26 protein-coding genes and 1 tRNA gene are annotated in these 24935 nt (G+C 66.9%); 11 read left to right on the top strand and 16 right to left on the bottom strand.

The genetic code is table 11. From position 1 onward, the window contains the following. Window positions 1-13 precede the first annotated feature (13 nt). Both E2E30_RS14745 and argH read right to left on the bottom strand, forming a co-directional pair. Window positions 14-259 carry a hypothetical protein gene (locus E2E30_RS14745; RefSeq protein WP_133191024.1) on the bottom strand — a complete coding sequence of 82 codons (246 nt, stop codon included), beginning with the start codon at window positions 257-259 and terminating at the stop codon, window positions 14-16. Then, the gene (gene argH / locus E2E30_RS14750) at window positions 256-1626 is read right to left on the bottom strand and encodes an argininosuccinate lyase (protein ID WP_133192126.1); all 1371 of its coding nucleotides are present in this window, start codon (window positions 1624-1626) and stop codon (window positions 256-258) included. The genes E2E30_RS14745 and argH overlap by 4 nt, the downstream gene beginning before the upstream one ends. Before the next feature lie 16 nt (window positions 1627-1642). Here argH and E2E30_RS14755 point away from each other — a divergent pair, with 16 nt between their 5' ends. Further along, window positions 1643-2203, top strand: coding sequence for a TlpA family protein disulfide reductase (locus tag E2E30_RS14755; RefSeq protein ID WP_133191026.1), 561 nt, complete (start codon window positions 1643-1645; stop codon window positions 2201-2203). A gap of 156 nt (window positions 2204-2359) precedes the next feature. Here the strand turns inward: E2E30_RS14755 and E2E30_RS14760 are convergent, their stop codons facing one another. From E2E30_RS14760 to E2E30_RS14770, 3 genes are read right to left on the bottom strand one after another with little or no spacing between them, the layout of a single operon-like run. Then, complete coding sequence (locus E2E30_RS14760) at window positions 2360-2734, bottom strand: YdbL family protein (protein WP_133191028.1); 375 nt, start codon at window positions 2732-2734, stop codon at window positions 2360-2362. Further along, window positions 2734-2970, bottom strand: a complete 237-nt coding sequence (locus tag E2E30_RS14765; protein ID WP_189676593.1) for a YnbE family lipoprotein — start codon at window positions 2968-2970, stop codon at window positions 2734-2736. The genes E2E30_RS14760 and E2E30_RS14765 overlap by 1 nt, the downstream gene beginning before the upstream one ends. Then, on the bottom strand, window positions 2967-6116 hold the full coding sequence (locus E2E30_RS14770; protein ID WP_165954537.1) for a YdbH domain-containing protein: 3150 nt from the start codon (window positions 6114-6116) through the stop codon (window positions 2967-2969). The genes E2E30_RS14765 and E2E30_RS14770 overlap by 4 nt, the downstream gene beginning before the upstream one ends. A 323-nt stretch (window positions 6117-6439) precedes the next feature. Between E2E30_RS14770 and E2E30_RS14775 the strand changes: the two genes are divergently transcribed. Next, window positions 6440-7054, top strand: a complete 615-nt coding sequence (locus E2E30_RS14775; RefSeq protein WP_165954538.1) for a sulfotransferase family 2 domain-containing protein — start codon at window positions 6440-6442, stop codon at window positions 7052-7054. A 58-nt stretch (window positions 7055-7112) separates the two neighbouring features. Here the strand turns inward: E2E30_RS14775 and E2E30_RS14780 are convergent, their stop codons facing one another. Both E2E30_RS14780 and E2E30_RS14785 read right to left on the bottom strand, forming a co-directional pair. Further along, window positions 7113-7883, bottom strand: a complete 771-nt coding sequence (locus E2E30_RS14780; RefSeq protein ID WP_133191034.1) for a right-handed parallel beta-helix repeat-containing protein — start codon at window positions 7881-7883, stop codon at window positions 7113-7115. Window positions 7884-8231: 348 nt separating this feature from the next. Beyond that, window positions 8232-8305, bottom strand: a tRNA-Gln gene (locus E2E30_RS14785). Window positions 8306-8476: 171 nt separating this feature from the next. Here E2E30_RS14785 and E2E30_RS14790 point away from each other — a divergent pair. The 3 genes from E2E30_RS14790 (at window position 8477) to E2E30_RS14800 (ending at window position 11710) form a co-directional block, all read left to right on the top strand. Further along, window positions 8477-9592 (top strand): Ppx/GppA phosphatase family protein, encoded by a 1116-nt coding sequence (locus tag E2E30_RS14790; RefSeq protein ID WP_189676590.1) that lies wholly within the window; start codon window positions 8477-8479, stop codon window positions 9590-9592. Then, a complete protein-coding gene (locus E2E30_RS14795; RefSeq protein ID WP_133191036.1) occupies window positions 9589-10260 on the top strand; it encodes an RlmE family RNA methyltransferase in 672 nt (223 codons plus the stop codon). The genes E2E30_RS14790 and E2E30_RS14795 overlap by 4 nt, the downstream gene beginning before the upstream one ends. Window positions 10261-10324: 64 nt before the next feature. Beyond that, window positions 10325-11710, top strand: a complete 1386-nt coding sequence (locus tag E2E30_RS14800) for a hypothetical protein (RefSeq protein WP_133191038.1) — start codon at window positions 10325-10327, stop codon at window positions 11708-11710. Window positions 11711-11814: 104 nt separating this feature from the next. Here E2E30_RS14800 and rpoZ read toward each other — a convergent pair whose 3' ends face one another. Both rpoZ and E2E30_RS14810 read right to left on the bottom strand, forming a co-directional pair. After that, on the bottom strand, window positions 11815-12159 hold the full coding sequence (gene rpoZ, locus E2E30_RS14805) for a DNA-directed RNA polymerase subunit omega (RefSeq protein WP_133191040.1): 345 nt from the start codon (window positions 12157-12159) through the stop codon (window positions 11815-11817). A 59-nt stretch (window positions 12160-12218) separates the two neighbouring features. Beyond that, window positions 12219-12752, bottom strand: a complete 534-nt coding sequence (locus E2E30_RS14810; RefSeq protein WP_133191042.1) for a hypothetical protein — start codon at window positions 12750-12752, stop codon at window positions 12219-12221. A gap of 94 nt (window positions 12753-12846) precedes the next feature. Here E2E30_RS14810 and E2E30_RS14815 point away from each other — a divergent pair, with 94 nt between their 5' ends. Beyond that, window positions 12847-14019, top strand: a complete 1173-nt coding sequence (locus E2E30_RS14815) for a phospholipase D-like domain-containing protein (RefSeq protein WP_133191044.1) — start codon at window positions 12847-12849, stop codon at window positions 14017-14019. Next, window positions 14016-15317, top strand: coding sequence for an MFS transporter (locus E2E30_RS14820; RefSeq protein ID WP_133191046.1), 1302 nt, complete (start codon window positions 14016-14018; stop codon window positions 15315-15317). The genes E2E30_RS14815 and E2E30_RS14820 overlap by 4 nt, the downstream gene beginning before the upstream one ends. A 36-nt stretch (window positions 15318-15353) precedes the next feature. Here the strand turns inward: E2E30_RS14820 and E2E30_RS14825 are convergent, their stop codons facing one another. Beyond that, a complete protein-coding gene (locus tag E2E30_RS14825) occupies window positions 15354-17630 on the bottom strand; it encodes a CDC48 family AAA ATPase (RefSeq protein WP_133191048.1) in 2277 nt (758 codons plus the stop codon). Between the two features lie 332 nt (window positions 17631-17962). On the opposite strand from E2E30_RS14825, the gene E2E30_RS14830 reads away from it, so the two are divergent. After that, on the top strand, window positions 17963-18853 hold the full coding sequence (locus E2E30_RS14830; protein WP_133191050.1) for a LysR substrate-binding domain-containing protein: 891 nt from the start codon (window positions 17963-17965) through the stop codon (window positions 18851-18853). Window positions 18854-19028: 175 nt separating this feature from the next. On the opposite strand, the gene E2E30_RS14835 is transcribed toward E2E30_RS14830, so the two are convergent. Beyond that, window positions 19029-19490, bottom strand: a complete 462-nt coding sequence (locus E2E30_RS14835; protein WP_133191052.1) for a peptidylprolyl isomerase — start codon at window positions 19488-19490, stop codon at window positions 19029-19031. Window positions 19491-19638: 148 nt separating this feature from the next. Between E2E30_RS14835 and mgtE the strand changes: the two genes are divergently transcribed. Genes mgtE through E2E30_RS14850 form a run of 3 tightly spaced genes read left to right on the top strand, consistent with a single transcriptional unit; the run spans window position 19639 to window position 21827 of the window. Further along, window positions 19639-21042 (top strand): magnesium transporter, encoded by a 1404-nt coding sequence (mgtE, locus tag E2E30_RS14840; RefSeq protein WP_240698953.1) that lies wholly within the window; start codon window positions 19639-19641, stop codon window positions 21040-21042. Window positions 21043-21046: 4 nt separating this feature from the next. Further along, window positions 21047-21370 carry a hypothetical protein gene (locus tag E2E30_RS14845; protein ID WP_133191056.1) on the top strand — a complete coding sequence of 108 codons (324 nt, stop codon included), beginning with the start codon at window positions 21047-21049 and terminating at the stop codon, window positions 21368-21370. 46 nt (window positions 21371-21416) lie between these two features. After that, on the top strand, window positions 21417-21827 hold the full coding sequence (locus E2E30_RS14850) for a DUF1489 family protein (protein WP_133191058.1): 411 nt from the start codon (window positions 21417-21419) through the stop codon (window positions 21825-21827). 6 nt (window positions 21828-21833) lie between these two features. On the opposite strand, the gene E2E30_RS14855 is transcribed toward E2E30_RS14850, so the two are convergent. The 5 genes from E2E30_RS14855 to E2E30_RS14875 all read right to left on the bottom strand — a co-directional run bounded on the left by E2E30_RS14855 (window position 21834) and on the right by E2E30_RS14875 (window position 24933). Beyond that, complete coding sequence (locus E2E30_RS14855) at window positions 21834-22565, bottom strand: head GIN domain-containing protein (RefSeq protein WP_133191060.1); 732 nt, start codon at window positions 22563-22565, stop codon at window positions 21834-21836. A gap of 48 nt (window positions 22566-22613) precedes the next feature. Continuing rightward, window positions 22614-23339 (bottom strand): head GIN domain-containing protein, encoded by a 726-nt coding sequence (locus E2E30_RS14860; RefSeq protein WP_133191062.1) that lies wholly within the window; start codon window positions 23337-23339, stop codon window positions 22614-22616. Between the two features lie 111 nt (window positions 23340-23450). Next, window positions 23451-23984 carry a CarD family transcriptional regulator gene (locus E2E30_RS14865; protein ID WP_133191064.1) on the bottom strand — a complete coding sequence of 178 codons (534 nt, stop codon included), beginning with the start codon at window positions 23982-23984 and terminating at the stop codon, window positions 23451-23453. 253 nt (window positions 23985-24237) lie between these two features. Beyond that, complete coding sequence (gene fdxA, locus E2E30_RS14870) at window positions 24238-24576, bottom strand: ferredoxin FdxA (protein WP_010184201.1); 339 nt, start codon at window positions 24574-24576, stop codon at window positions 24238-24240. A gap of 33 nt (window positions 24577-24609) precedes the next feature. Further along, window positions 24610-24933: an RNA-binding S4 domain-containing protein gene (locus E2E30_RS14875; RefSeq protein ID WP_416194475.1), complete on the bottom strand. Its 324-nt coding sequence runs from the start codon at window positions 24931-24933 to the stop codon at window positions 24610-24612. Between the last annotated feature and the right edge of the window lie 2 nt (window positions 24934-24935).

Genomic DNA, 24935 nt, shown 5'->3' on the forward strand with positions numbered 1-24935 from the left:
CGAATGAAGCCTGTCAGTTGGGAGGCGGAAGGCTGAACTCGTCGCTCCGGCGTTCCGCGGAATTGGTGAGCACCTCGTCGCTGCGCATCGGCCGTTCCTGATTGGTCGGTTTGAGCAGCTCGGCGGGGGTCGGCGTCTCTTTCGCGCCATAGGGCGCGACGGGGAGCGATCTCCCCTCGGCCGGTTTCAACCCCGACGCAGCGCCACACCCGGCGAGCAACAGCGCCGCGCAGAACCCCAGAGCCAGACCGTGTTTCATGCCGTTTCCCCCGTGCGTGCCGCCGCGATCGCCGCGCGGACGCGGCTGGGTGCAGTGCCGCCGAAACTCACGCGGCTGGCGACCGAGGCATCGACCGACAGCACGTCGTAGACGCGCTCGTCGATTCGGCTGTCGATCGCCTGCAATGCGGTCAGCGGGAGCGCATCGAGCTTGAGCCCGAGCGCTTCGGCGCGCGCGACCGCCTGGCCGGTGATGTGATGCGCCTCGCGGAACGGCACGCCGGCTTCGCGGACGAGCCAGTCGGCGAGATCGGTCGCGGTGGCAAAACCGGCTTCTGCGACGTCGCGCATCCGCGGCGTGCGGAAGCTCGCGCTCTCGACCATCCCGGTCATCGCCGCGATCGACAGGCCGAGTAGATCGTGCGCCTCGAACACCGGCGGCTTGTCGTCCTGCATGTCCTTGGAATAGGCGAGCGGCAGGCCCTTCATCGTCACCATCAGCGCCGTCATGCAGCCAAGGATGCGCCCCGCATGGCCGCGCACCAGTTCGGCGGCATCGGGATTGCGCTTCTGCGGCATGATCGAGCTGCCGGTCGACCATTGATCCGACAGCGCGACGAAGCCGAACGGCTGCGACGCCCACAGCACGAACTCCTCGGCGAGCCGCGAAAGGTGGAGCGAGCATTGCGTCGCGCAGGTCAGATATTCGATCGCGAAATCGCGGTCGGACACGCCGTCGAGCGAATTGCGCGTCGGGCCATCGAAGCCGAGCGCCGCCGCGGTCATCTCGCGGTCGATCGGAAAGCCCGTGCCCGCGAGCGCCGCCGAGCCGAGCGGCGACAGGTTCATCCGCTTGCGCGCATCGGCAAAACGGCTGCGGTCGCGCGCGATCATCTCGTGATACGCCATCAAATGATGGCCGAGCGTTACCGGCTGCGCGCTTTGCAGATGCGTGAAGCCCGGCATCACGCTGTCGGCATGTTCCTCGGCGCGCGTGAGCAGTGCGTCCTGGAACGCGGCGAGCGCTACCTCGACCTCATCGATCGCGTCACGCACCCACAGCTTGAAATCGGTCGCGACCTGATCGTTGCGCGAGCGTGCGGTGTGGAGCCGCCCGGCGACCGGCCCGATCGCCGCGGCGAGCCGCGACTCGCTCTGCATGTGAATATCTTCGAGCGCCATGTCCTCGGCGACGCCATGCGCCTCGTAATGCGCCGCAACCACGTCGAGACCCTCGGAAATCGTGGATGCATCGGCAGGCGAAACGATTCCTGTCGCACCCAGCATCGCGACATGCGCCTTCGACCCGGCGATGTCCTGCCGCCAGAGCCGCTTGTCGAACGGGATCGAGGCATTTATCGACCGCATGACCGCGGCCGGCCCCTCGGCGAAGCGCCCACCCCACATCGCATTGGACGTGCCCATGTTGTTTCGCTCGGTGATCGCTTCGGTCCTGCTGCTCGTGCTAGCCGGGTGCGATAAGCAAGTCTCGTCCAACGGGCAAGCAGAGGTCGCCGCGAACAGCACCGCAACCGCCGCCGCTACGGCGCCCGCCGAGACCAGCAAGATCGACCGCAGCCACAAGGGCGAAGCCGCGCCGACGCTCAGCTTCGAGGATCCTGCGGGCAAGAAGACGACGCTCGCCGCGTTCAAGGGCAAGCCCGTGCTCGTCAACCTGTGGGCGACGTGGTGCGGCCCGTGCGTCAAGGAAATGCCGACGCTCGACCAGGCCGCCGCGACCATCACGGTCGCTACGATCAGCCAAGACAAGGACCGCCCGACCGTCGCCGCCTTCTTCGCCAAGGAAAAGTTCACCCGGCTCCAGCCGTATCTCGACAAGGAGCTCGGCTTCAGCCTGGCCTATAACGCCAGCCTGCCGATGAGCATCCTGTTCGATTCGGCCGGCAAGGAAGTGTGGCGCAGCACCGGCGGGATGGACTGGACCAGCGCTGTCGCCAAGGCGGCGCTCGCCGAGGCGAAATAAGCGGCGCTACGACCCACTCCGCCTCGGCGTAATCACCCCACGCCGTTAGGGCTGAGCTCGCAATAGACAGGGTGCCCCCTGGCGAGAGGAGCCCTTCGACAGGCCCAGGGCGAACGGGGTGATGGTCGAGCGCGCCTGAAACCTTGTCGTCGCGCCTCAGATGCAGCGCGAATCGCGCTCGGGGGCAGCGGCGCCGCGCGTTTTCCACTGGCCATCAGGACCCTTGTACTTCTCGCCCGGCGCGGTCTGGCCGATCAGATTACAGCCGCTGGTGAAAGCGAACTGCTCGACCGTCGCGCCCGAACTCGCGCTCTGCTGCGTGTAGGCCGCCTTGCGCTGGATATTGATGCTGTTGACCATCGCGCGCACTTCGGCGCTGACGCTGCCGACCACGCCGAGATAGCCGTCGGGCTGCTCGCCGACCTCACCCGCGGCGCGCGCCGCCTGATAGGCCGGGCTGCGCTGCGCCAGCGCCGCGGTCGCGGTGCCGATCAGGGCGATAGCGGCAAGGCTGGTGAAAATGCGTGTCATCAGAAAATCCCCGGTTGTGCCTGGATCAAACTCTTGGCCTGACCGTCTAGACGGTAGACGACTTCCTGCGTGACGCTGATGTTGAGGTTGATCACGATCGGCTTGTCGGGCGCGCTCACGGTTACGCACGCGCTCTGCGCCAAAGCGGCCACCACTATCGCGGCCATCGTCATCGTCCTCGTCATCATGCGCGTGGTCGGTCGATCCTCGGTCTTCGTCAATGCTGTTTCGTTCATGGCACGATCCTGCTGTCGGAAGGCTGAATGGGGGTAGGCGGCTTGGCCCGCTTGGTCTGCTCCTCGAGCAGCGTTGGCAGGTTGCGTTCGATCAGGCGGCGCGGGTCGTAGAAGCTCTGCGCCGAATCGATCAGTTGGCGGAAGGGCGCGCTGATCCGCACGTTGAAGATCAACGGCAATTTCTGCAGCCGGTCGAACAGGAAATTGCGCTTGGCGCCCGCCCCCTGCCCGATCCCGGCGAAGCGCACCTCGGTGATCATCTCGCCGGCGAGCGGACCGTTCATCACGATCTCGAGGCTGCGATAGCGCAGCGATTTGAGCGCCTGGAACGCGAAATTGCCCCAGAAGCCGACATCCTTCTGCGTCACTTCGCCGACATAGGCGACCGTGCCGCCACCGGGCCGCACGGTTAGCCTGCCCTGCGCGATCCGCCCGCCGGTCGAATCGAACACCATCGGCAGCGCGCCGTCGAAGATGCCGGTGGCGTTGAGGTTCTTGAAGTCGAATTGCTGGAGGAACTGGTCGGCGCGCATTCCGTCGACGCGGAAGGTCATCCGCCGCTCCTGCGCCTTGTCGAAATCGAGCAAGGTCGGCTCGAGCGTCAGCGTGCCCCCGGCAAACGGCCAGCGCCCCTGCTCGACCGCGATCCGCGTGCCGCGCAGCAATTGATAGCGCACCACGCCGTCATTGACCGCGATCCCCGGGTTGAGCGTCTTGATCGTCGCGACTTGACCCGGCGCGCTTTCGAGCGCGAGCAGATCGGTGAAACGGACTTCGCCCTTGATCCCCGTCGCCGGGCCGAATGCCGCGGCAAGATCGGTGCCGGGGGTGCGGAACACGCCGTCGCTCGTCACGCCCTGCGGCGTCCAGCGGATATGGCCCTCGCCATTCACCGACCCGACGACGTTGGCGATCACGCCATAGGTCAGCCGCGTCAGCGCATCGGGCTGGAATTGCGGACCGAAGACGATGCCGGGGACAGTGAGATCGGCATGCCCTGCCCCGGCGCCAAGATCGTGCGCGATCGTGACATCGGCGACCTTGATGCTCTTGCTCGGCTCGAACAGCGTGCCGCGTGCCGCGATGCGGTTGTCGGCGAGCGTCAGCGCGACGCTGCGCGCGGCGAGCGGATGGAAGCGCGCGTCGGCCGCGCTGTCGGCGACCATCAGGCCCCCATCGAGCGCCAGCACGTTCGCGGCAAAGCGCCAGCGCCCGGCCGCCGACGAAAGCAGCAACGGCACCGCACCGATCTGTCCGCTCGCCCCATCGAACGTCCCCGCGAGGCCCGCAGTCGCGAGACTTCCGCCGAGCGTCGCGACGTCGAGCCGCGTCACCCGCTCGGGCGCGCCCAATTGGACGCCGAGCCCCGTCGCCGCAAAGCACCGTGCGCCGAGCAGCCACTCGCCGTGCTGCAGCGTCACGCCGATCGGCGCGGAACCGAGCCGCCCGGCGAGGCGGATCGGTCCGATCGTGCCGCCGCCGCGCACGGCCCCCTGTTCAAGCCGCAGCAGCGCGCCGTCGCGCGGGCACAGCGTCACGCTCGAGCGCGGCAGATCGAGCCCGCCGAGCGCGAGCCGCTCGAACGCCAGCGGCGCGCAGGCCGGATTGAGCGTCAGCCCGGCGCGCCCGTCCCAGCGCGCGTCGAGCGGGAGGCTGAGCGCGGTGACCTGGCCAGTGCCGAGCGGCCCGCTGAGTGCGGCACGAGTCGTGATATGCGTCGCACCGCCGGTGGTCGCGCTAAAGTCGATCGGGGTCAGCGCGAGCCGCGCAGCGCCGGCGGCATATGGCGCGACGATCGCCCGCCCAACCAGCGGCGCGCCGAACCCCGCCTGGCGCACGCGGACGCTGGCGTCGGGCAAGCCACCGCCGCCGAGCGTAACGGTGCTGTCGATCCGCACGCCGCCGGGCCAGCGATAGAGCAGCCCGCTCCCGCCAGCGAGCGTCGCCCGCGCACCCGACGACGCCGCAAAGGCGAGCCGCGAGACGATCACTTGCCCGCGCCCGGCATTGAGGATCGTCGAGACGCGCGCATCGACATCGCCCGATCGGCCCGCGGCCTGCAGCGCAGCGACCGCTTGCGCGACGATCGGCCCGACCGGGGTTCCCGCGCCTGCGCCGCGAGCCGGGTCGAGCCGCGCACGCCATGCCGACGGAAGCCGCGCGCCACCAGCCTGCGCTCGCCCATCGAAGGCGAGCCCACCGCCCGCATAGCGATAGCGTCCGGCGAGCGCGCTGCGCGTCGCGGCGATTCCTGCGGCTGCGACAGCGCCAGAACGCAGATCGAGATCGCCCGAAACATCGCGCGCCGAGCCGACGAAATCGACCGACCCCGCCAGCCCGCGCAGCTCAGCGCCGCCGCCATCGAGTGCGGCGATCGCCAGCCGCGCCGATCCGCGCCCGCTGTCGAGCTTGGCGGCAAGCGTCGTCGTCAGATCGGCGCGCGCCGTGGTGATTCGCGCGCCGCCGCAGTCACCGCGCGCGAGCGTGACGGGGCCGGTCAAGCTCGGCTGCGCCGCGCGCACTTGGATTTGCAGCACCGCATCGAGCGTAGCGAGACGGCAGTCGCCGAGCTCGAACGCCGCCGCTTTCGCACCGAGCGTTCCGGCAAAACCGTCGTCGAGACGCCCCGCCCCGACCACGTGCAGCGCGACCGGGCCGTACGGGGTCGCAAGCGCGATGCGGCCATCGGCGATCTCGGCCTTGATCGCTGGAAGCGCGAACGGCTTGCCCGACGGCGCGGGCAGCAGGCGATCGATCGTCCCGAACGACACCTTCCCGTCGGCAAGCGTTGCGCGCATCGTCACGCGCCCGACGCGGATCGCAGTGACGCTCGCGCCCGAAACCCACAGGCTGGTATCGACCTCGACCCAATCGGCCAGCAGATCGGGATGGCGTGGATCGCCGATGCGGACATTGGTCAGCCGCTGCGTGCGAAACCCGATCTGCGCGATCTCATAGCGCGCCGGAATGCCGCGCGCGGCGAGCGCATCGTCGATGAAATGCTCGGCCACGGGTTTGCGCGCGAGCCACGCTGCGCCGAGCAATGCGAGAAACACAAGGACCGCACCGCTTATCCAGCGCCAGCGGCCGCGGCGGGGAAGGGAAGCGTCCGCAACCGCCGCTGCGCCTGGTACACTGTCGGTCACCCGCTATCCCTATTGCGCGACGCTACCGCTCGCAAGCGATCGCGCTGGCGCTCGGTACGTTGAGGTGTGCGATTGCGCCACCGAGCGCGTCGAAGCTTTGGTCGAATTCGGTGCCGTCCGACGACCCGAAAAATAACAAACCGCAATATCGACAGATAATACGATTCCCCCTTACTCGGATACTAACCTAAGACGTCAGATACTTTATCGATTACTTTTTGGAACAATAGTGGCGCGATCGTCACCGATCGGGAATATGCAGGTTTGAAAATCGGTTTTTGCGAGAATCAGTTCGAAAAACCATCATGATCGCGAGGTGGGCAGTGGCAATTGTTTCCTTCGAGCCGAATTTCATCTTCATCAAAACTCGGAAAACCGCCGGAACTTCGCTCGAGGTGCATCTCGCGGAAGCGTGCGGTCCGACTGCGATCGTCACGCCAATCTATCCCGCCAACCCACTTCACGCGCCACGCAACTGGACGCATTACTATAATCACATGCCGGCTCGTGAGATCCGGGTCGCGCAGCCGGAGCGATTCGTCTCCGCCTATAAATTCGCCTTCGAGCGGCATCCTGTCGACAAATCGCTGTCCTACTACGCGATGCTGCGCCACTCGCCGCACCATTACAGCGCGACCGGACCGCAAAGCTGGCGCGACTATGTCGATCAAGGCGAATTCCCGGTCGACGACGGCCTTTACACCGATGACGATGGCACACTGATCGTCGACCGCCTCTATCGCTACGAGGAACTGGACCAGAGCCTGATCGACATCTCGGACCGGACGGGGCTTCGCCATCGCCCGCTCACGGCCCGCGAGAAGACCGGCTTTCGCCGCGACGATATCCCGAGCTTTGCCGAGGTCATGGCGGATGCGGCGATACGCAATCGGATCCTGCAGGCCTTTGCCTCGACGCTGCGTCATATCGCGTATTGAGCCGCAACCCGCCTGCCTCCACCGCGCGCCGCGATCGGTCGCGGGCCAGCGTCGCCGCTTATTGCAGCGGCGTCGTCGTGGTCGGCGGATCGCCGGTCGGAATGACGTTGTTGCCGAACGAGCGAACCACACCGCCCGACAGGATATCCAGCGACTTGACGCTTCCCAGGATCTGGTCGTTCGCGATGAACACGTCGTTGCCCGCACCGGTGACCTTGACCCCGTCGGTGGTATTCCCAACCAGCAGCGAATTGAACAGCTTCACATGGCCGAAGCCCGGCGTGGAGTTCACGATGATGCCATTGAGGCTTCCGGTCAGCAGGCTCTGATCGACGGTCACTCGCGACTGGTCGACGGTCTGGACCAGGATGCCGGTATCGAAATTGCGGATATCGCAATCGCGGATGAGGACTTCCGCCGCCCGCGTGACCAACACCCCCGACAAAGGCGGCACCGAACCGGCATTCTTGAGCCCTTCGAGGTCGAGCCCTTCGAGGACGACCTTGTCGGTCGCCGCAGCGTTGATGACGATACCGTTCGTACCGGCGACCAGCACCCCGGCTTCCACGCCGACCGCGCGCAGCGTGATCGACTTGGTGATCGTCACGCCACCGAAACCGCCCGAATCGATGACATTGATTTCGCCGCCCGCTGCGGTCTTGGAGATCGCCCCGGCGAAGGTTTTGCACGGCGCCGTGCGCGAGCATGGATTGGCATCGTCGCCGACCCCGGAAATCCAAGTCCGCGTCGCCTGCGCGAACGCCGGGGTGGCACCCGCCAACAGCACCACGACGAGCCAGGCGCAGAGATTTCTAACAGTGCCGCGCATAATCCCCCCGCAAAGACGAGCGTACGCACTGTACAAAGCAAGAGAATGTTGATCACATCCACAGCCAGCACCTAAACACTTATTTTATCGGTATTTCCACAAGCATATTATTAACACGCGTACTTCGGGGAAACGACAGTCGTATACTGGGAAAAAGGTGCGCCTTTCGCCACCTGCCATTCCTCCGAGGGGAATTGCTGCACGCGCGTCGCGACAAACACGCTCCGCTTCCACAGTCCCGCGCCGAGCCTGCACCCACGAAATACGCGCGCAAGCCCGGACAGAGGCTTCGCCAGCGGTCGATTTGATATGCTGGAATGTGCTCCGCTAGACCGAGCGGACAATGGCTGGATGCCCCGTGAGGATTCGAACCTCAATAGGCGGTATCAGAAACCGCAGTCTTACCATTAGACGACGGGGCAACGCCGGGCCGCGATCTACGGGGGTGTGCGGTGGCTGTCAACCGATCGCGTGACATCCCCCGCGCATCGCTTGCCGCATCTCTGGGCTTGAGCTAGGATCGCCGTCAAGCACCGAACGGCGCGCCATCCGGCGAGCCGCGACGGCAGAACAGAATAAGCGAGTATCACGGCATGGCGGATCGATCGCCGGATGTGCCGTACCGGCAGGCGAAACCTGCCCGTTCGGCGCCGTCCAACGGAAAGCCCCCCGGCAGGCCGCCGCCCGCCAAGCCGCAGGTCGCCAGGACTCCCCCGGCGCGGGGCGGCGCGACGCGTGGTCGCGAACCGCGGCATTTTGCAGCGCTCGACCTCGGCACCAACAATTGCCGCCTGCTCATCGCGCGACCGCAGGGCGACGGGTTCGCAGTGGTCGATGCGTTTTCGCGAATCGTCCGGCTCGGCGAGGGGCTCGCCGGATCGGGACGGCTGAGCGATGCCGCAATCGAGCGGACGATCGCCGCGCTGAAGATCTGCGCCGACAAATTGCGCCGCCGCAACGTCACCCTGTCGCGCGCGGTCGCGACCGAAGCGTGCCGCCGCGCGAGCAACGGCGCCGATTTCATCGCGCGCGCTTATGCCGAGACGGGGATCCTGCTCGACATCATCACCGCCGAGGAAGAGGCGCGGCTTGCGGTCCTGGGATGCCATGCGCTGATCGAGCCGGGCGAGGACCCGGCTTTGGTGTTCGACATCGGCGGCGGATCGACCGAGTTGGTGCTCGTCGACACGCGCGCCGAGACGCCGCGCGTGCTCGACTGGCACAGCGCGCCATGGGGCGTGGTGTCGCTGACCGAGAGCGCCGGGCACGGTCCGCCGGGGCAGGATGGCGGCGCCGAAGGCCGCGCCGCCGCTTATGCCAAGATGCGCAGCCTCGTCGCCGAGAGCATGGCGCCGTTCGCCGCGCGGCTGCCGCGCGGGATTGCGGTACCGCGGCTGCTCGGCACGTCGGGCACGGTGACGACGCTTGCGAGCGTCCATCTCGAGCTGACGCATTACGACCGCGCGCAAGTCGACGGGCTGATCGTGCCCGCCACCGCGATGCGACGAATCAGCCGCGATCTTGCCGGCATGGACTTGCGCCAGCGCGCGCAATTGCCGTGCATCGGCACCGAGCGCGCCGATCTCGTCGTCGCGGGGTGCGCGATCCTCGAGACGATCATGGACTTATGGCCGGCCGAACGGCTCGGCATCGCCGATCGCGGAATCCGCGAAGGCATTCTCCGGCGATTGATGGGAAGTACGGCATGAGCAACGACGGCGGCGGACTGCGCGTCCGCGTCAAGACCGCGCGCAAGCGCACCGCGCAATCGACGCGCTGGCTCGAACGCCAGCTCAACGACCCCTATGTGAAACGTGCCAAGGCCGACGGCTTCCGCAGCCGCGCGGCGTACAAGCTGACCGAGCTCGACGAGCGCTTCGGCTTCTTGAAGGGCAAGCGCCGCGTCGTCGATCTCGGGCTCGCACCGGGCGGCTGGGCGCAGGTCGTCCGCCGCCAAGTGCCCAAGGCGGCGATCGTCGGGATCGATCTGCTCCCGGTCGATCCGATCGAGGGAGTGACGATCCTCCAGCTCGATTTCATGGACGATGTCGCGCCCGAGCGGCTGATGGCGGGTCTTGGCGGCACGCCCGATCTGGTGCTGTCGGACATGGCGGCCAACACCGTCGGGCATCCGCAGACCGACGCCTTGCGCACGATGGGGCTCGTCGAGGCGGCGCTGGCATTCGCGATCGACGTGCTCGCGCCCGGCGGGGCGTTCGTCGGCAAGGTGTTTGCGGGCGGCGCGGATACCGCGCTGGTGGCGGAGATGAAGCGCAACTTCACGACCGTGAAGCACGCCAAGCCACCCGCGAGCCGCAAGGCGTCGAGCGAATGGTACGTCGTCGCTCAGGGCTTCAAGGGTCGTGCAGCGGATTAGCGGTTGCTAATCCGCGGTGCAGAACGGATGCTCACGCGACATCCGCTTCGGCCCGAGGTGCACAATGCCGGCATCCCCGAAAGCCGCCCTGGCGGTACTGCTTCTCTGCCTTGCGCTGCCATCGTGTGTCTCGACCAGCCGCCTCACCCCAGATGCCGGCGCGCCGATCGCACTAGACCTCGCCAGTCAGCCCGATGAAACCGTCGTCGCAACGTATCGCATGGCGGCCGCGACTAAGGCGCTGCATTTCGCGCAGGCATTGGGCGGATATCGGCCGGAGGATTGGCATCCGCAATCGGCCGGTTTCCGCTGGATGCAGGACGGCACTGGCGAGAGGATCGAGCGCTTTGATGGTGGCCCTTTCCGCGTCGTGCGCTTCACCCTTCCCGCGCGGTACCGCGCTTTGCCAAAGAGTTATGCGCCCTTCTCGCCGTTCAGCGACGGCGGTGTCCTGATCCATTCGGGCCAGTTTCATGCCTGCCTGCGCATCCCGTGCGCCGGCACTGACGCTTTGCCGATCACCATTGCCGCACCCGCAAAGACGATCGGCGTCGAAGGGCGGCGCGTTGCCGATCAGACCCGCTTCGTCAGCCGCGACGACGGCACCAACATTTTTGTCGGAACCCTGATGCCGGAAGAGGCGGACGGCTTTGTCGCGATCATCGATCCCGGCCTGCCCACCGCCGCGCGCGACCATTTGCGACAGTCGCTGCCCCGCGCGATGACCGCGTTTGCGCGCATCTACGGCGCACTGTCCTTCCGTCCCGAGCTCTATGTTTCCATGGACGCCCGCCCCCGCAAAGACGGCCATGCCTCGACCCAGGGCGGAACACTACCGGGTCAGATCTTCATGCATTTCGACGGCGCCAACGCGCGCGAACGGGTAACGGCCGAGGCACCTTTCTGGCTCGACTGGTTTTTCGCGCATGAAGCGGCGCACCTCTTCCAACAGGACAGGGTCGGCAAGCTCGCGGGTGATGAAACCGCGGCGTGGATCCACGAAGGTGGCGCCGATGCGATGGCCGCGCTCGTTCTGACGCAGCGCGGGAAGGCGGAGCGCGGATATGTCGCAAGCCGGGTGCGCAGTGCCGAAACCGCTTGCGCGACAGGGCTGGCCGTCGCTCCGCTCGATCGCGCCACGGCGAACGGCAATTTCGACCTGCAGTATCAGTGCGGAATGCTGATCTGGCTGGCGCTGGACGAGTCGCTGCGGGCTGGGAAAGGCGACGGGTTGCACGCCGTCAACAAGACGCTGTTCGCGCGCGTCAAGGCAGGCGCGCCATGGGACGAAAATGCCTTTACTGCAGCGGCGCGAAGCAGCGGCGCGCCGCAACCGCTGCTGCAGCGCGTCGCACGACTGGTGCATGGCGGGTATCGCGATCCGCATGAGGACGTCGCCGCGCTGGGAAAGGCGGCGCTGGCGACAGTCTTGCGGGAACAGGCGAACTAGGGGCCGCACAGCGCGTGGCAACCCCACGTCGCCGGTCGGCGCCGAGGCCCTGCGGTCAGGGATTCGGCTATCCGCAGCTAACGCTTTCGCGTCAGCCGTGGGCTTCAGCCTTCGTAATCAGCGCCGAGGTTCTGGTTGCGCGGCGGGGCAGCAGCCGTCAGGCGCAGCGCCTCGGCCGAGGCCGCGAGCGAACCGACCGCATCGGCGACGTCGTCTTCGTCGACCTGGACGCGCTGCAGGCTCTGGATCACCGATTCCTTGAGCGTCGGCGGATGTACCATTTCCTCGGCGATCTCGCGCAGCGCGACGACCGGGTTCTTGTCGCGATCGCGATCGATCGTGATCTCGGCACCGCCCGAAATCTGCCGCGCGCGCTGGGCGGCGAACAGGACGAGATCGAAGCGGTTGGGAATCTTGTCGACGCAATCTTCGACAGTGACGCGCGCCATGAACGGCTTCCTTACTTGTACGACGAGGGTCGGAAAGGCGTTGCCCTAAGAGGAAAGCCCTACGGAGTCAAGAAAACGCGGGGGGCCGGGCCCGGCGGCACCGGCGACCAGCACCGCGCGAGTGCCGCAAGGCTGTGATCGACCCAGGCGGCCAGCGGCGTATCGCGGTTGGTGCCGATATCGATCCAGGCCGGACGTCCGTGCGCATATCCCGCCTCCGCGCGCAGCCGATATTCGGTCCCGTCGACAACCATCGCGCCCGGTGGGTCGATCCCCGACACATAGGGATGCGGCATAGCGACGGCGCGCATCGCCATCAGCGCCGGACGGACCGCCGGACATGTACGGCTTTCCGCCCAGACGATCGTCGCGGGATGCGACGGCTCGCGTCGCGTGAGCCGCAGGGCATAGCCGATCGGAGCATCCGGGCGCGGCTCGGTCGAGAACGCCGCATCGACGCTCTCGCTGACGTGCGACAATACAGGCTCGCGCGAGAAATGCGCGAAGGCGCGCTCCCCGAACGAATCGGCCGCGGGTGGCGGTGCGGGCGGGGTCACAACGACAGCGGCCTGGAGAGCAAAAGCGAGCAGCATCGGCGGCCTTTATGTTAGGCGATCTGCCTAGTCGGGAGCGTGAGATGCGGTCAACGACTTGCGCAAACCCGGCATTCGCATCACCACGGCGCACATGTCCGAGCCCGCCCCGCAGCCCAGTTTCACCGTCGCAGGCAATCGCCTGACGATGCTCGACACCGGCCCCCGCCGGCTCGACACGTTGATCGCGCTGATCGACGCCGCGAAGGCGACGCTGCGCATCATCTATTACATCTATGTCGACGACGACGCCGGTGCACAGGTGCGCGCCGCGATGATCCGCGCCGCCGAGCGCGGGGTGAAGGTCGCGCTGGTGGTCGACGGGCTCGGCAGCGAAGTCGCCGAGAGCCACCATTTCTTCGAGCCGTTGCGCGACGCGAACGTCGAAGTTTGCCGCTTCGTCCCGCGCTGGGGCCGGCGCTATCTGTTGCGCAACCACCAGAAGCTCGCGCTTGCCGATGGCGAAGGCAGCGAGGCGCGCGCGATCATCGGCGGGTTCAATGTCGAGGACGCCTATTTCGGCACCCCCGCCGAGCAAGCGTGGCGCGATCTCGGGTTGCTCATCGAAGGGCCGGCGGCGCAGCGGATCACCGGCTATTTCGACGCGCTGTCCAACTGGTCGAAGCAGCCCAAGCCACCGCTGCGCGCGCTGCGCCGCGCGCTGAAGGCGTGGAGCGAGCCCGACGGCCAGGTGCGCTGGCTGTTTGGCGGGCCGACGCGGCGGCTGTCGCCGTGGGCGCGGGCGGTGAAGCGCGATCTCGAGCGCGCCGCCAAGGTCGATTTGATCTCGGCCTATTTCGCGCCCAATCCGGGGATGCTGCGCCGACTCGACCGCGCTGGGTTGCGCGGGACGGTGCGGATCGTGCTGGCTTCGAAGAACGATCACGGCGCGGCGATCTGGGCGTCGCGCTTCACCTATGCGGGCCTCTTGCGCAAACGCGTGCAGATCTACGAATATCAGCCGACCAAGCTCCACACCAAGCTCTTCCTCATCGACGACGTCGTCTATATCGGCTCGGCCAATTACGACATTCGCAGCCTGTTCCTCAATCTCGAGATGATGCTGCGGATCGATGATCCGGCGTTCGCCGCGCATGTCCGCGGCTATGTCGATGGCGAGGTCGGCCAATCGGAGCGGATCACCGCGCAAGCCTATCGCGAAAACACCGACTGGTGGACGCGCACGCGCCAGTTTGCCGCGTTCTTCGTGATGACGGTGCTCGACTATAACATCACCAAGCAGCTCAATTTCGGACGCGAGAAATGAAGTCGGCCGCCCGGATCGATCGCGACTTCGCGCTGCTGTTTACGGTGATGCTGACGATCGCTGCCGGTAATACCGCGATGCAGTCGGTGCTCCCGGCGCTTGGCCGATCGTTGAAAGTCCCCGACAGCGCGGTCGCCGCGGCCTTTTCGGTGTCGGCACTGCTCTGGGTGATCGCCGCGCCGTTCTGGGCGAAGCGCTCCGACGTCCACGGGCGGCGCGCGATGATCCTGCTCGGCATGGGCGGCTTCTCGGTATCGCTGGTGACGTGCGGCGTGTTCCTCGCCGCCGGGATCAACGGCTGGATCAGCGGAACCGCGGCGTTCCTGTGCTTCATCGCGGGTCGGCTGATCTACGGCACGTTCGGATCGGCGGCGCCGCCCGCGGTGCAAGCGCTCGTCGCGGGCAACACGACGCGCGCCGAGCGCACCAAGGCGCTGACGCTGCTCGGCTCGGCGTTCGGGCTCGGCACGATCCTCGGGCCGACGCTCGCGCCGTTCCTCGTGCTCGGATCGCTCGGCGGGGTCGAGATCGGGCTCGCCGGCCCAGCGTTCCTGTTCGCGCTGTTCGGGCTCGGCGTGTCGTTTGCGGTGCACCGCATGCTCGCCGACGATCGCCCGACGCAGAGCGACGACCCGGGTGCTTTCCACGGCGCCGCCAACGCCTACCCCTCGATCGGCGGGCAAAGTTCGGGCGCGAGCATTACCGCCGCGACCGAACCGCACAGCGAACCGGTCGGCTATGCCGATCCGCGGATCCGCGGCTGGATGATCGCTGGCCTCGTCTCGGGCCACGGCCAGGCGATGACCGGGCAAGCGATCGGCTTTCTCGTGATCGACCGCCTGCACCTCGCCCCGGCGCAAGCGCTGCAACCGACTGGGATCGTGCTGATGATCGGCGCGGGCGCGGCGTTGCTCGTGCAATGGGGGATCATCCCCAACCTCAATCTGCGCCCGCGGCGGATGATGCTGGCTGGGCTGGTGATCGCGGCGCTGGGGTGTGCGCTGACCGGGGTCGCGACCTCGCTCTATACGATCGCCTGCGCCTATGCGCTGGCGAGCGTCGGCTTCGGCTTTACCCGCCCCGCGTTCACCGCCGGCGCGTCGCTCGCGGTCGATCATGCCGCGCAGGGCGCGGTCGCGGGGAAGGTCACTTCGGTCAACGGCGCGGCGTTCGTGCTCGGCCCGTCGATCGGGGTGGGGCTTTACGAGCTCCAGCATTCGCTGCCGTATCTCGTCGCGGGCGCGGCGATGATGGCGTTGTTCGGCTATGCCTGGGCGAAGTTGCGCGAGGCGCGCTAACCTTCCCCCCTCCCTCGAAGGGAGGGGGGAGGCAGGTCAGCCTTCCTTCGCGCGCGGCGGGAAGGCGAAGCCGATCGGTTGGAGCGAGGTCGCGTCCTGCTTCAACCGCGCTTTCATCGTCTCATATTCACGCTCGAGCTCAGGCGTGACCGAGGCGCGCGAATCGCCGAGCGCGGTTTCGAAATGCGCCATCGTCACTTCGCGAACCTCGAGCGATTCGCGCAGCGCGGTGAGCCCCGCACGCCGCACCAGATCCTCGAGATCGGCACCGGTGAAGCGATCGGTCCGGCCCGCCAGCACGTCGAGATCGACATCCTCGGCGATCGGCATCTTGGCGGTCTGGATCGCGAGGATCCGCGCGCGCCCGTCGCGGCTCGGCACGCCGACATAGATCAGCTCGTCGAACCGGCCCGGGCGCAGCAGCGCCGGGTCGATCAGGTTCGGCCGATTGGTCGCGCCGATCACGACGACCGACTGCAGCTCCTCGAGCCCGTCCATCTCGGCGAGGATCGTGTTGACCACGCGCTCGGTGACCTGCGGCTCGCCCATCCCGCTGCCGCGCGTCGGCACCAGTGAATCGAGCTCGTCGATGAAGATCACGCAGGGCGCGACCTGGCGGGCACGCGCGAACAGCTTGGCGATCTGCTGCTCGCTCTCGCCATACCATTTGCTGAGCAGGTCGCTCGACTTGGTCGCGATGAAGTTGGCCTGCGCCTCGCGCGCGACCGCTTTCGCCAGCAAGGTCTTGCCGGTACCCGGCGGGCCATAGAGCAGGAAGCCCTTCGCCGGACGGATGCCGAGCCGGCGGAACGCATCGGGGTCCTTCAACGGAAGCTCGACGCCCTCCTTCAACCGCATCTGCGCATCGTCGAGCCCGCCGACATCGTCCCAGCGGACGCGCGGCGCCTCGACCATCACTTCGCGCATCGCGCTCGGCTGGACGCGCTTCAACGCATCGACGAAATCCTCGCGAGTCACGGCGAGCGTGTCGAGGATCTCGGGCGGGATGGTCCCTTCCGAGAGGTTGAGCCGCGGCATCAGCTTGCGCACCGCCTCGATCGCCGCCTCGCGCGCGAGCGCGGCGAGATCGGCCCCGACGAACCCGTAGGTCGTGCGCGACAGCTCATCGAGGTCGACACGGTCACCGAGCGGCATACCGCGCGTGTGGATCCCGAGAATCTCGCGGCGCCCACGCTCGTCGGGGACACCGACGACGATCTCGCGATCGAACCGGCCCGGCCGACGCAGCGCCTCGTCGATCGCCTCCGGGCGATTGGTCGCGGCGATCACCACGACATTGGCGCGCGCTTCCAACCCGTCCATCAGCGTCAGCAACTGCGCGACGAGCCGCTTCTCGGCCTCGCCCGACACTTGCCCACGCTTGGGCGCGATCGAGTCGATCTCGTCGATGAAGACGATCGAGGGCGCGGCCTTGGCGGCTTCCTCGAACACCTGGCGCAGCTTGCTTTCCGATTCGCCATAGGCCGAGCCCATGATCTCGGGCCCGTTGATCAGGAAGAACTCGGCCGCCGATTCGTTGGCGACGGCGCGCGCGAGCCGCGTCTTGCCGGTGCCGGGCGGCCCATGCAGCAACACGCCCTTGGGCGGATCGACGCCCAGCCGCTGGAACAGCTCGGGGTAACGCAGCGGCAGCTCGACCATCTCGCGCAGTTGGTCGATCGTTGGGCCCATCCCGCCGATATCGTCATAGGTGACGTCGGCGCGGCGTGCTTCCTTGGGCTCCTCATATTCGGGGCGGAGCTCGATCTCGGTCGTCTCGTCGACATGCACCACGCCCTTGGGCACGGTCGAGATCACCGCGAGGCGGATCTCCTGCAGCGCATAGGCCGGCGCGCGCAGCATGTTCTGGACACCCGGCGGCATGTTGTCGACGCGCTGTTGCCCGGCGGTCGCGACGACGTCGCCCTGCGTCAGTGGACGCCCGAAAAAGGTGCGCTTGAGCGCGTTCGACGAGCCCTGCAGCCGCAGATTCTGCTGCGCCGGCGCAAAGATCACGCGCGTCGCCGCCTTCGATTCGACCGCGCGGATCTCGACGAAATCGCCCGAGCCGACGCCAGCATTGGCGCGCTGCAAGCCATCGATGCGGATGATGTCGAGCCCTTCGTCCTCGGCATACGGCGCGACCGCGCGCGCCGGCGTCGACGATTTGCCGACGATCTCGATGACATCGCCCTCGCCCAGCCCAAGCGCGGCGAGCATCGCGCGCGGCACATGCGCGAGCCCGCGCCCGCTATCCTCGGGCCGCGCATTGGCGACTTGCAATTTCCGAATCGGCGTCTCGACGTCCGCCATGCTATCTGTTCCTCGCGTAAACCCGGTGAGCGCGCGAGATAGGCATGCGGTTCCGCGAATACGAGAGCGACACTGCGGCGTGCGCTGGACAAAAAAAGGGCCGACCCCCGGAGGGATCGGCCTTGAAAGTTTTAGGAGAGGATGCCTGAAAGGCACCCTCTGAATGCAGCACGACCGATTATGTTGCAAGTGCGAAAGAACTGATTGCGATTGTCGTTTCTGCAATCGTTGCAATCTTCCCCGCCACGGGGAATGGTGGGGTTAGAGCGAACGGTATCTTGGTGCGTCGCACAAGATAGCGATGTCATAGGTCACGGAGGAACGAGCCGACGATGCGCAGACTGCCGCCCCTTACCGCGATCGAAGCGTTCGTGCAGGTCGCCCGCACCGGTTCGATCAAGGCGGCGTCGCAGGAGCTTGCCTTGTCGCCGCCCGCGCTCAGTCGGCGGATCCAGGCGCTCGAGCGCTTTATCGGCCGCCCGCTGTTCGAGCGCCGCCACCAGGCGGTCGTGCTCAACGCCGATGGCGACCGGCTGCTGCAACAGATCGCGCCCGCGCTCGACCAATTGTCGGACGCGGTCGAAGTGATGACGAGCAATACCGACGTGTTGCGGCTGCGACTCGGGCTGCTCCCGCTTTGGGCGTCGCAGAAGCTGTTCCCGCGGCTCGGCGAACTGCGCACGCAACACCCCGAACTGCATCTCGACATCGATACCGCGGCGCACCTGCTGTCGCGATTGGGCGAGGGCCTCGACGCGGTCATCGCACTCGCGCGCGACATCGACCCGGCGCTCTATGCCAAGCGACTCGATCGCAACCAGGTCTATGTGATCGGTGCGCGTGCGCTGATCGAAGGGCAGAACCCGATCACCAGCCCCGACCAGCTCGCCGGGCTGACCGCTTTGGTGCACCGCGACATGCCCGATACGTTCAGCGCGTGGCGCGCGGCGGCGGGGCTGAGCGATCTCGAGCCGCTCGCGATCGACCATTTCGATTCGGGCGCGCTGATGCTCGAGGCGGCGGCGCAGGGGCTCGGCATCGCCTTCATGCACGCCAGCCATTTCGAGGAAGCGCGCGACGATCGGATCGTCCGGCTGTTCGATATCCCGGTCGAGAGCCCGTACAGCTATTGGTTCGCGTGCCGCCCGCGCGCGCTGACGCAGAAGCCGGTGCGGCTGTTCCACGACTGGCTGATCGCGACGATCGCCGATCCGGGGGTGTGAAACCTTCGTAGCCTCTCCCGCTTCGCGGGAGAGGCTACGAAGACTTGGGTCGCGTTCTTCACGCGGCCCTAGTCGTAGTCGGTGAGGGTCTTCTGCTTTTCGGGCGTCGATTAGAACAAGGCCCTCACCCAACCCTCTCCCGCAAAGGCGGGAGAGGGCTTTGCTGGAGCGTTCGTTACTCGGCGTGCGCCTTCACGATCTTGCCCGGGCTACGCGGCGGCTCGCCCTTCGGCAGCGCGTCGACATGCTCCATGCCCGACGTGACCTGACCCCAGACGGTATACTGGTTGTCGAGGAAGCGCGCATCGTCGAAGCAGATGAAGAACTGGCTGTTCGCCGAGTTCGGATCCTGCGCCCGCGCCATCGACGCGGTGCCGCGGACGTGTGGCTCCTTCGAGAATTCGGCGGGCAGGTTCGGGTGGTTCTTCGAGCCGTGCATGCCGGTGCCCGTGGGATCGCCGCCCTGCGCCATGAAGCCGGGGATCACGCGGTGGAACACGACGCCGTCATAGAAGCCGGCATTGGCGAGCTCGGCAATCCGCGCGACGTGCTGCGGCGCGAGATCGCCGCGCAGCTTGATCACGACGTCGCCGCCGCTATCGAGGGTCAACGTGAGGGTTTCGGGAAGATCGGCCATCGGAGGACTCCTGGAAATGGGGGATGCGCCGCCCTAGCGAGGCTGCGCACGGCTGGCAAATCGCCCGCCGCCGCACAGCCCAACGAAGCGGCGTTGGCTTTGTTGCCGCACGCCGCTAGACCGCCAGGATTAAAGGCCAAGGAGGTCCATGGTGAGCGAGACCGACCTGACCGAGCCCGAGCTCGATACCACCCAACTCGACGAAGACGACCGATTGAAGCCCGCCTTTGTCAGCGCGGTGCGCGATGCAGTCGAGTCGGGCGACGCCGCGGCGGCGCGCGCGCTGGTCGAGCCGCTCCACCCCGCCGACATCGCCGATCTGTTCGAGCTGACGCCGCACGAGGACCGCGCCGCGCTCGCGACCGCGATCACCGACTTGCTCGACGGCGACGTCTTCGCCGAGATGAACGATTATGTCCGCGAGGATCTGATCGACGCGCTGTCGGCGACGCAGGTGGCCGACATCGCCTCCGAACTCGATACCGACGACGCCGTCGCGATCATCGAGGACATGGAGCCCGCCGACCAGCGCGAAGTGCTCCGCGCGCTCGACCCCGACGATCGCGCCGCGATCGAAGAGGCGCTGAGTTACGACGAGGAGACCGCCGGCCGCTTGATGCAGCGCGAGCTGATCGCGGTGCCCGAACATTGGTCGGTCGGCGACGTGCTCGACTATCTGCGCCAGCATGACGAGCTGACCACCGATTTCTGGGAAATCTTCGTCGTCGACCCCGCGCACAAGCCCGTGGGGACGGTCGCGCTGTCGTGGATCCTGCGCACGCCGCGCGGGATTGCGATCGGCGACGTGATGCAGCGCGAACAGACGCTGATCCCGGTCGACATGGACCAGGAAGAAGTCGCGCTGCGCTTCCAGAAATACGCGCTGATCTCGGCCGCGGTGGTCGATCCGGTCGGGCGGCTGGTCGGCATGATCACCGTCGACGACATCGTCCACATCATTTCCGAAGAAGCCGGCGAGGATATCCTCCGCCTGTCGGGCGCGGGCGACGGCGACATCAACGAGCCGATCCATCTCACGGTGCGGACGCGAATCACCTGGCTCGTCGTCAATCTCGGCACCGCGATGCTCGCCGCCTCGGTGGTCGGGCTGTTCCAGGGCGAGATCGGGCGTTTCGCGCTGCTCGCGGTGCTGATGCCGATCGTCTCGGGGATGGGCGGCAATGCCGGCACGCAAACGCTCGCGGTGATGGTCCGCGCGCTCGCCACCAACCAGCTGACCAGTTCGAACACCGGCCGGATGATCTACCGCGAATTCCGCATCGCTGCGGCCAATGGCGCGATGCTCGGCACGCTGATCGGGATCGGGACGTTCCTGATCTTCGGCAACATGCATTTGGCGATCGTCATTGCGATGGCGATGGTGATCAACAATCTGATCGCGGGCCTGTCGGGGGTGCTGATCCCGGTGACGCTCGACCGGCTCGATATCGATCCCGCCGTCTCGTCGGCGGTGTTCGTGACGATGATGACCGACGTGATGGGCTTCTTCTCGTTCCTCGGCCTTGCGACGCTGTTCGGGCTCGGCAGCTAGGCCCATGTGGAACCACCTGCCGGTGTCGATCGGGGTTCAGCTCGTCTGCTGGGCGTTGGGCCGCTGGCTCGCGGTACCGACGCGCGGCGCGATCTGGCTCGGCTGCTTCGCGGGGTCGGCGGTGTGCATCATGCGCGAGATCACGCAGCGCGAATATCAATGGATCGAGCAATTCGGCGCCGGGCGACGCGCCAACATGCCGGGCTATGCCGGGCTCGAAGTGTGGGACTGGAACGCCCACTCGCTCAGCGAAACCGCGGTGGCGATCGCCGGGTCGGTGCTCGTCGCGCTCGTCGTGAGCCATTACGCCGCCGATCGCGAGATTTGAACCTTTCGGGGTTGGCGCAGAGCGCGCGCTGCCCCATCTGCGACGGGTGCCGCTTCATCTCACCAAGGTCGCGTTCGGCGCGACCAGTCTCGATCATCTCGACGAACGCCTGCGCCAGCGCGGTGCCGAGGGGCCCGTGTTCCTGACGACGCGCTATCTGCCCAAACGGCATGAGGAGATCGTCGGAACGCCCGGCGGCTCGCTCTACTGGATCATCAAGCATACGCTCGTCGCGCGCTCGCCGATCCTCGGCTTCGGTGAGGCCGAGGGCGGGCGCGTCGCGATCCATATCGACCCCGCGCTGGTGCTGACCGAGGGCCGGCCGAAGCGCGCACACCAGGGCTGGCGCTATCTCGAACCAGGCGACGCGCCCGCCGATCTCGGCGCGGGGATGGTCGCGGGCGATGTCATGCCGACCGCGTTGCTCGCCAAATTGTCGGCGCTGGGATTGGTCTAGCGCTGCTTACGGCGCGCTGCCGCCGCACGTCACCGGCGCACCGGCGGGCGCCTTGACCTTGCATTTCGGGCTGCCCGAGACCGTTACCGCACCGAGCCCGGTCGTCACGACATCGGCGACATAGCGCGCATTGGCTTGCGTCGCGCCCGATCCGTCGAGCCGCAACAGCGCTTCGTTGGCGAGCAACGCGCTCGCATCGATCGACCCCGCCCCGGTGCTGAGCACGCGCAACCGCGCGGTCCGCCCGCCCAGCGTCATTGCCCCCGCGCCGACGAGCGTCACCGAGACTTGGTCGGCGGCGAGCTCGGGCGCGGTGATCGATCCGCTGCCGGAAATCTGCAGGTCGACGCGCGCCCCGCGCAGTGGCCCGGCAATGACGAGTTTCCCCCCGCCGATCACCGCCGCAGCGTGGAGATCGGTCGTCCGCACATAGATCGTCGGCGGGTCGGCGGCGCCCGCCCGGGAAGAACCGTCCGAATCGCGCGCCGTCCCGCGGATCGTCAGCACCCGAGCATCGACATGCACGTCGAGCCCGTCGGTCGCGCCAGTCACGCGCGCGGCAGGCGTGCCGCGCGTCGCGAGCCGCACGTCGAACGGCCCCTCGACGCGGATCCGGTCGAAATCGCCGATGAAATAGCTGCGTTCGGCGGCGCGCGCAGGCGCAACCGCGACGAGCATGGCAAGGGTCAGGAAGCGCAGCATCGCCGCGACCATCCGCGCAAGTGCCGCGCCGCGCAAGCGCGATCAGCCGACTCCGATCGGCCGCCCCCGATCAGCCGACCCCGATCACCCGCCGCAGCGCACCTCGCCGGAGCCGACCTTGGTCGTCGTGCAATGCGCCGCCGGCCCGAGATCGACATTGCCCGAACCGACCATCGAAACCCGCGCCTCGCCACTGACATCGGCGGTGACATCGCCCGATCCGGCGATCGACACCGTCGCGCCGCGCGCCTTGAGCCCGCGCGCGGCAACATTGCCCGAGCCGGCGACATCGATCGCCAACCGCTCGACCGCACCCTTGGCGGTGATATTGCCCGATCCGGCGACCGCCAGCTTGGCCTGCGGCACGGCAAGCGCGCCGATCGAGAGATCGCCCGAGCCCGCGGCATCGGCGTCGAAGCGTGCGCCCGCGACGCGGTCGATCGCCATATTGCCCGACCCGGCGATTTGCGCCGCGACGATCCGCGGCATCGTCACGAAGATCTTCACGCGGTCTTGCTTCGAGCCCCAGCTGAAGCCGCCGAGGTTTTTCTTGCGCCCGACGCGGAGCGTGTCGCCCTCGCGCACGATCTCGAGCTTGTCGAGCTCGCTGCGGGGCCCCTGCGCGCGCACCGAAAAGCCCGACCCGACGCGCACGTCGACATCGTCCGACCCACGCAGCGCGACGCCGGTGAAATCGGCGATCGCGAAGCTGCGCGTCGCACGCGCGCCCGAGTCACCCGGGGGCGATGCGTCGCTATTAAACGAGCACGCTGCGAGCGGGACGGCGATGAGAAACGGAAGGACGCGCATGACGGAACTCCTGTGTGTTGCAACAACAATACACTGACGAACCGGCCGCGCAACAAAAAAGGGGCGGCCGTTACCAGCCGCCCCCTGATGGCACGTCGATGGTGCGAAGGATCAGGCCGGAGCCTTGTCCTTGTTATGGATCGCGGCGGCCTTGCGCAGGATCTCGAGGATCTTTTCCTGTGCGGTCGGCTCGTCGACCTGCTCCATCGCGGCGAGTTCGCGCGCGAGGCGGCTGGTCGCGCCTTCGAAGATCTGGCGCTCGGAATAGCTCTGCTCGGGCTGGTCGTCGGCGCGGAACAGATCGCGGACCACTTCGGCGATCGACACGAGGTCGCCCGAATTGATCTTGGCTTCATACTCCTGCGCGCGACGCGACCACATGGTACGCTTGACGCGCGGCTTGCCGGTCAGCGTGTCGAGCGCTTCACGCAACGTCTTGTCGCTCGAGAGCTTGCGCATCCCGACGCTTTCCGCCTTGTTGGTGGGCACGCGCAGCGTCATGCGCTCTTTTTCGAACCGCAGAACATAGAGTTCGAGCTGCATCCCGGCGATTTCCTGCCGTTGGAGCTCGATCACACGGCCGACACCGTGCTTGGGATAAACGACATAATCGCCGACGTCGAAGGACAGCGCCTTGGCAGCCATTCCGTAAGACCTTTCTGTGGACCGGGTATCCGGTGCAACGCATCCGCGGCAGAAAAGCTGCAGAGCACGTGCGGATGTGGGTGTTGTTGTACGTCTCCGTGCCGAAAGCGCGCGCGATGGCGCTTGCGTCCCTGTCCTTTTAACAGAGTCGTAATAAAATTACCAGCTAAACGTCGCACTCGCGACGTCATTGCGCATTGCTTTTGCGTGCAATCGCGGATCGAGGCCGAGTTCTGCCCCGATTCGCGACACTTCAGTCGCCCGCGCCCGGCTCGGGCGAGAAGAACTCCATCTTGCCCGGCTTGCCCTTCCACGCATCGGCATCGGCCGGCGTCTGGTTGGCGTTGCGCGTGACGTTGGGCCACTGGCCCGAGAAGGTCGTGTTGAGCTCGAGCCACTGCTCGAGACCCGATTCGGTGTCCGGGAGAATGGCTTCGGCGGGGCATTCGGGCTCGCACACGCCGCAATCGATGCACTCGCTGGGATTGATCACCAGCATGTTCTCGCCTTCGTAGAAGCAGTCGACCGGGCACACCTCGACGCAGTCCATGTACTTGCACTTGATGCAGGCATCGGTGACGACGTAGGTCATTAAAACACTCCCGGAGTACGAACGCTTGTGCTGCTATGCCCGAGCGTCACCGCCGTCAACGCTTGCGCGCGTCGGACGCGTATTTTCGAGCAACTCGTCGTAACACGCACGGCCCTCCTCGGGCGGACCACGGCGCTGCGGCAGCACGAGCAGGCGGAGCGCGCGAACCCGGCCGGCGGGGGTCGCAAAGGCGATGACGCTGCCGATCCGTACCAGCGTCGCGGGCTTGTCGACCGCGCGACCATCGACGCGGACATGGCCGCTCGCCGCCATGGTCTGCGCGATCGCGCGCGTTTTGACGATCCGCGCGAACCATAAAAAGCGGTCGAGCCGCATCGTGTGCGTCGATTCGCCCAAGC

Origin of the sequence: Sphingomonas sp. AAP5 (genome assembly GCF_004354345.1) — a bacterium.
GTDB lineage: Bacteria > Pseudomonadota > Alphaproteobacteria > Sphingomonadales > Sphingomonadaceae > Sphingomonas > Sphingomonas glacialis.

What these genes read in the sequence shown, in the direction of transcription:
- E2E30_RS14745 (WP_133191024.1), bottom strand. Translation starts at nt 259, where the DNA reads ATGAAACACGGTCTGGCTCTGGGGTTCTGCGCGGCGCTGTTGCTCGCC.
- argH (WP_133192126.1), bottom strand. Translation starts at nt 1,626, where the DNA reads ATGTGGGGTGGGCGCTTCGCCGAGGGGCCGGCCGCGGTCATGCGGTCG.
- E2E30_RS14755 (WP_133191026.1), top strand. Translation starts at nt 1,643, where the DNA reads ATGTTGTTTCGCTCGGTGATCGCTTCGGTCCTGCTGCTCGTGCTAGCC.
- E2E30_RS14760 (WP_133191028.1), bottom strand. Translation starts at nt 2,734, where the DNA reads ATGACACGCATTTTCACCAGCCTTGCCGCTATCGCCCTGATCGGCACC.
- E2E30_RS14765 (WP_189676593.1), bottom strand. Translation starts at nt 2,970, where the DNA reads ATGAACGAAACAGCATTGACGAAGACCGAGGATCGACCGACCACGCGC.
- E2E30_RS14780 (WP_133191034.1), bottom strand. Translation starts at nt 7,883, where the DNA reads ATGCGCGGCACTGTTAGAAATCTCTGCGCCTGGCTCGTCGTGGTGCTG.
- E2E30_RS14790 (WP_189676590.1), top strand. Translation starts at nt 8,477, where the DNA reads ATGGCGGATCGATCGCCGGATGTGCCGTACCGGCAGGCGAAACCTGCC.
- E2E30_RS14795 (WP_133191036.1), top strand. Translation starts at nt 9,589, where the DNA reads ATGAGCAACGACGGCGGCGGACTGCGCGTCCGCGTCAAGACCGCGCGC.
- E2E30_RS14800 (WP_133191038.1), top strand. Translation starts at nt 10,325, where the DNA reads ATGCCGGCATCCCCGAAAGCCGCCCTGGCGGTACTGCTTCTCTGCCTT.
- rpoZ (WP_133191040.1), bottom strand. Translation starts at nt 12,159, where the DNA reads ATGGCGCGCGTCACTGTCGAAGATTGCGTCGACAAGATTCCCAACCGC.
- E2E30_RS14810 (WP_133191042.1), bottom strand. Translation starts at nt 12,752, where the DNA reads ATGCTGCTCGCTTTTGCTCTCCAGGCCGCTGTCGTTGTGACCCCGCCC.
- E2E30_RS14815 (WP_133191044.1), top strand. Translation starts at nt 12,847, where the DNA reads ATGTCCGAGCCCGCCCCGCAGCCCAGTTTCACCGTCGCAGGCAATCGC.
- E2E30_RS14820 (WP_133191046.1), top strand. Translation starts at nt 14,016, where the DNA reads ATGAAGTCGGCCGCCCGGATCGATCGCGACTTCGCGCTGCTGTTTACG.
- E2E30_RS14825 (WP_133191048.1), bottom strand. Translation starts at nt 17,630, where the DNA reads ATGGCGGACGTCGAGACGCCGATTCGGAAATTGCAAGTCGCCAATGCG.
- E2E30_RS14830 (WP_133191050.1), top strand. Translation starts at nt 17,963, where the DNA reads ATGCGCAGACTGCCGCCCCTTACCGCGATCGAAGCGTTCGTGCAGGTC.
- E2E30_RS14835 (WP_133191052.1), bottom strand. Translation starts at nt 19,490, where the DNA reads ATGGCCGATCTTCCCGAAACCCTCACGTTGACCCTCGATAGCGGCGGC.
- mgtE (WP_240698953.1), top strand. Translation starts at nt 19,639, where the DNA reads ATGGTGAGCGAGACCGACCTGACCGAGCCCGAGCTCGATACCACCCAA.
- E2E30_RS14845 (WP_133191056.1), top strand. Translation starts at nt 21,047, where the DNA reads ATGTGGAACCACCTGCCGGTGTCGATCGGGGTTCAGCTCGTCTGCTGG.
- E2E30_RS14860 (WP_133191062.1), bottom strand. Translation starts at nt 23,339, where the DNA reads ATGCGCGTCCTTCCGTTTCTCATCGCCGTCCCGCTCGCAGCGTGCTCG.
- E2E30_RS14865 (WP_133191064.1), bottom strand. Translation starts at nt 23,984, where the DNA reads ATGGCTGCCAAGGCGCTGTCCTTCGACGTCGGCGATTATGTCGTTTAT.
- fdxA (WP_010184201.1), bottom strand. Translation starts at nt 24,576, where the DNA reads ATGACCTACGTCGTCACCGATGCCTGCATCAAGTGCAAGTACATGGAC.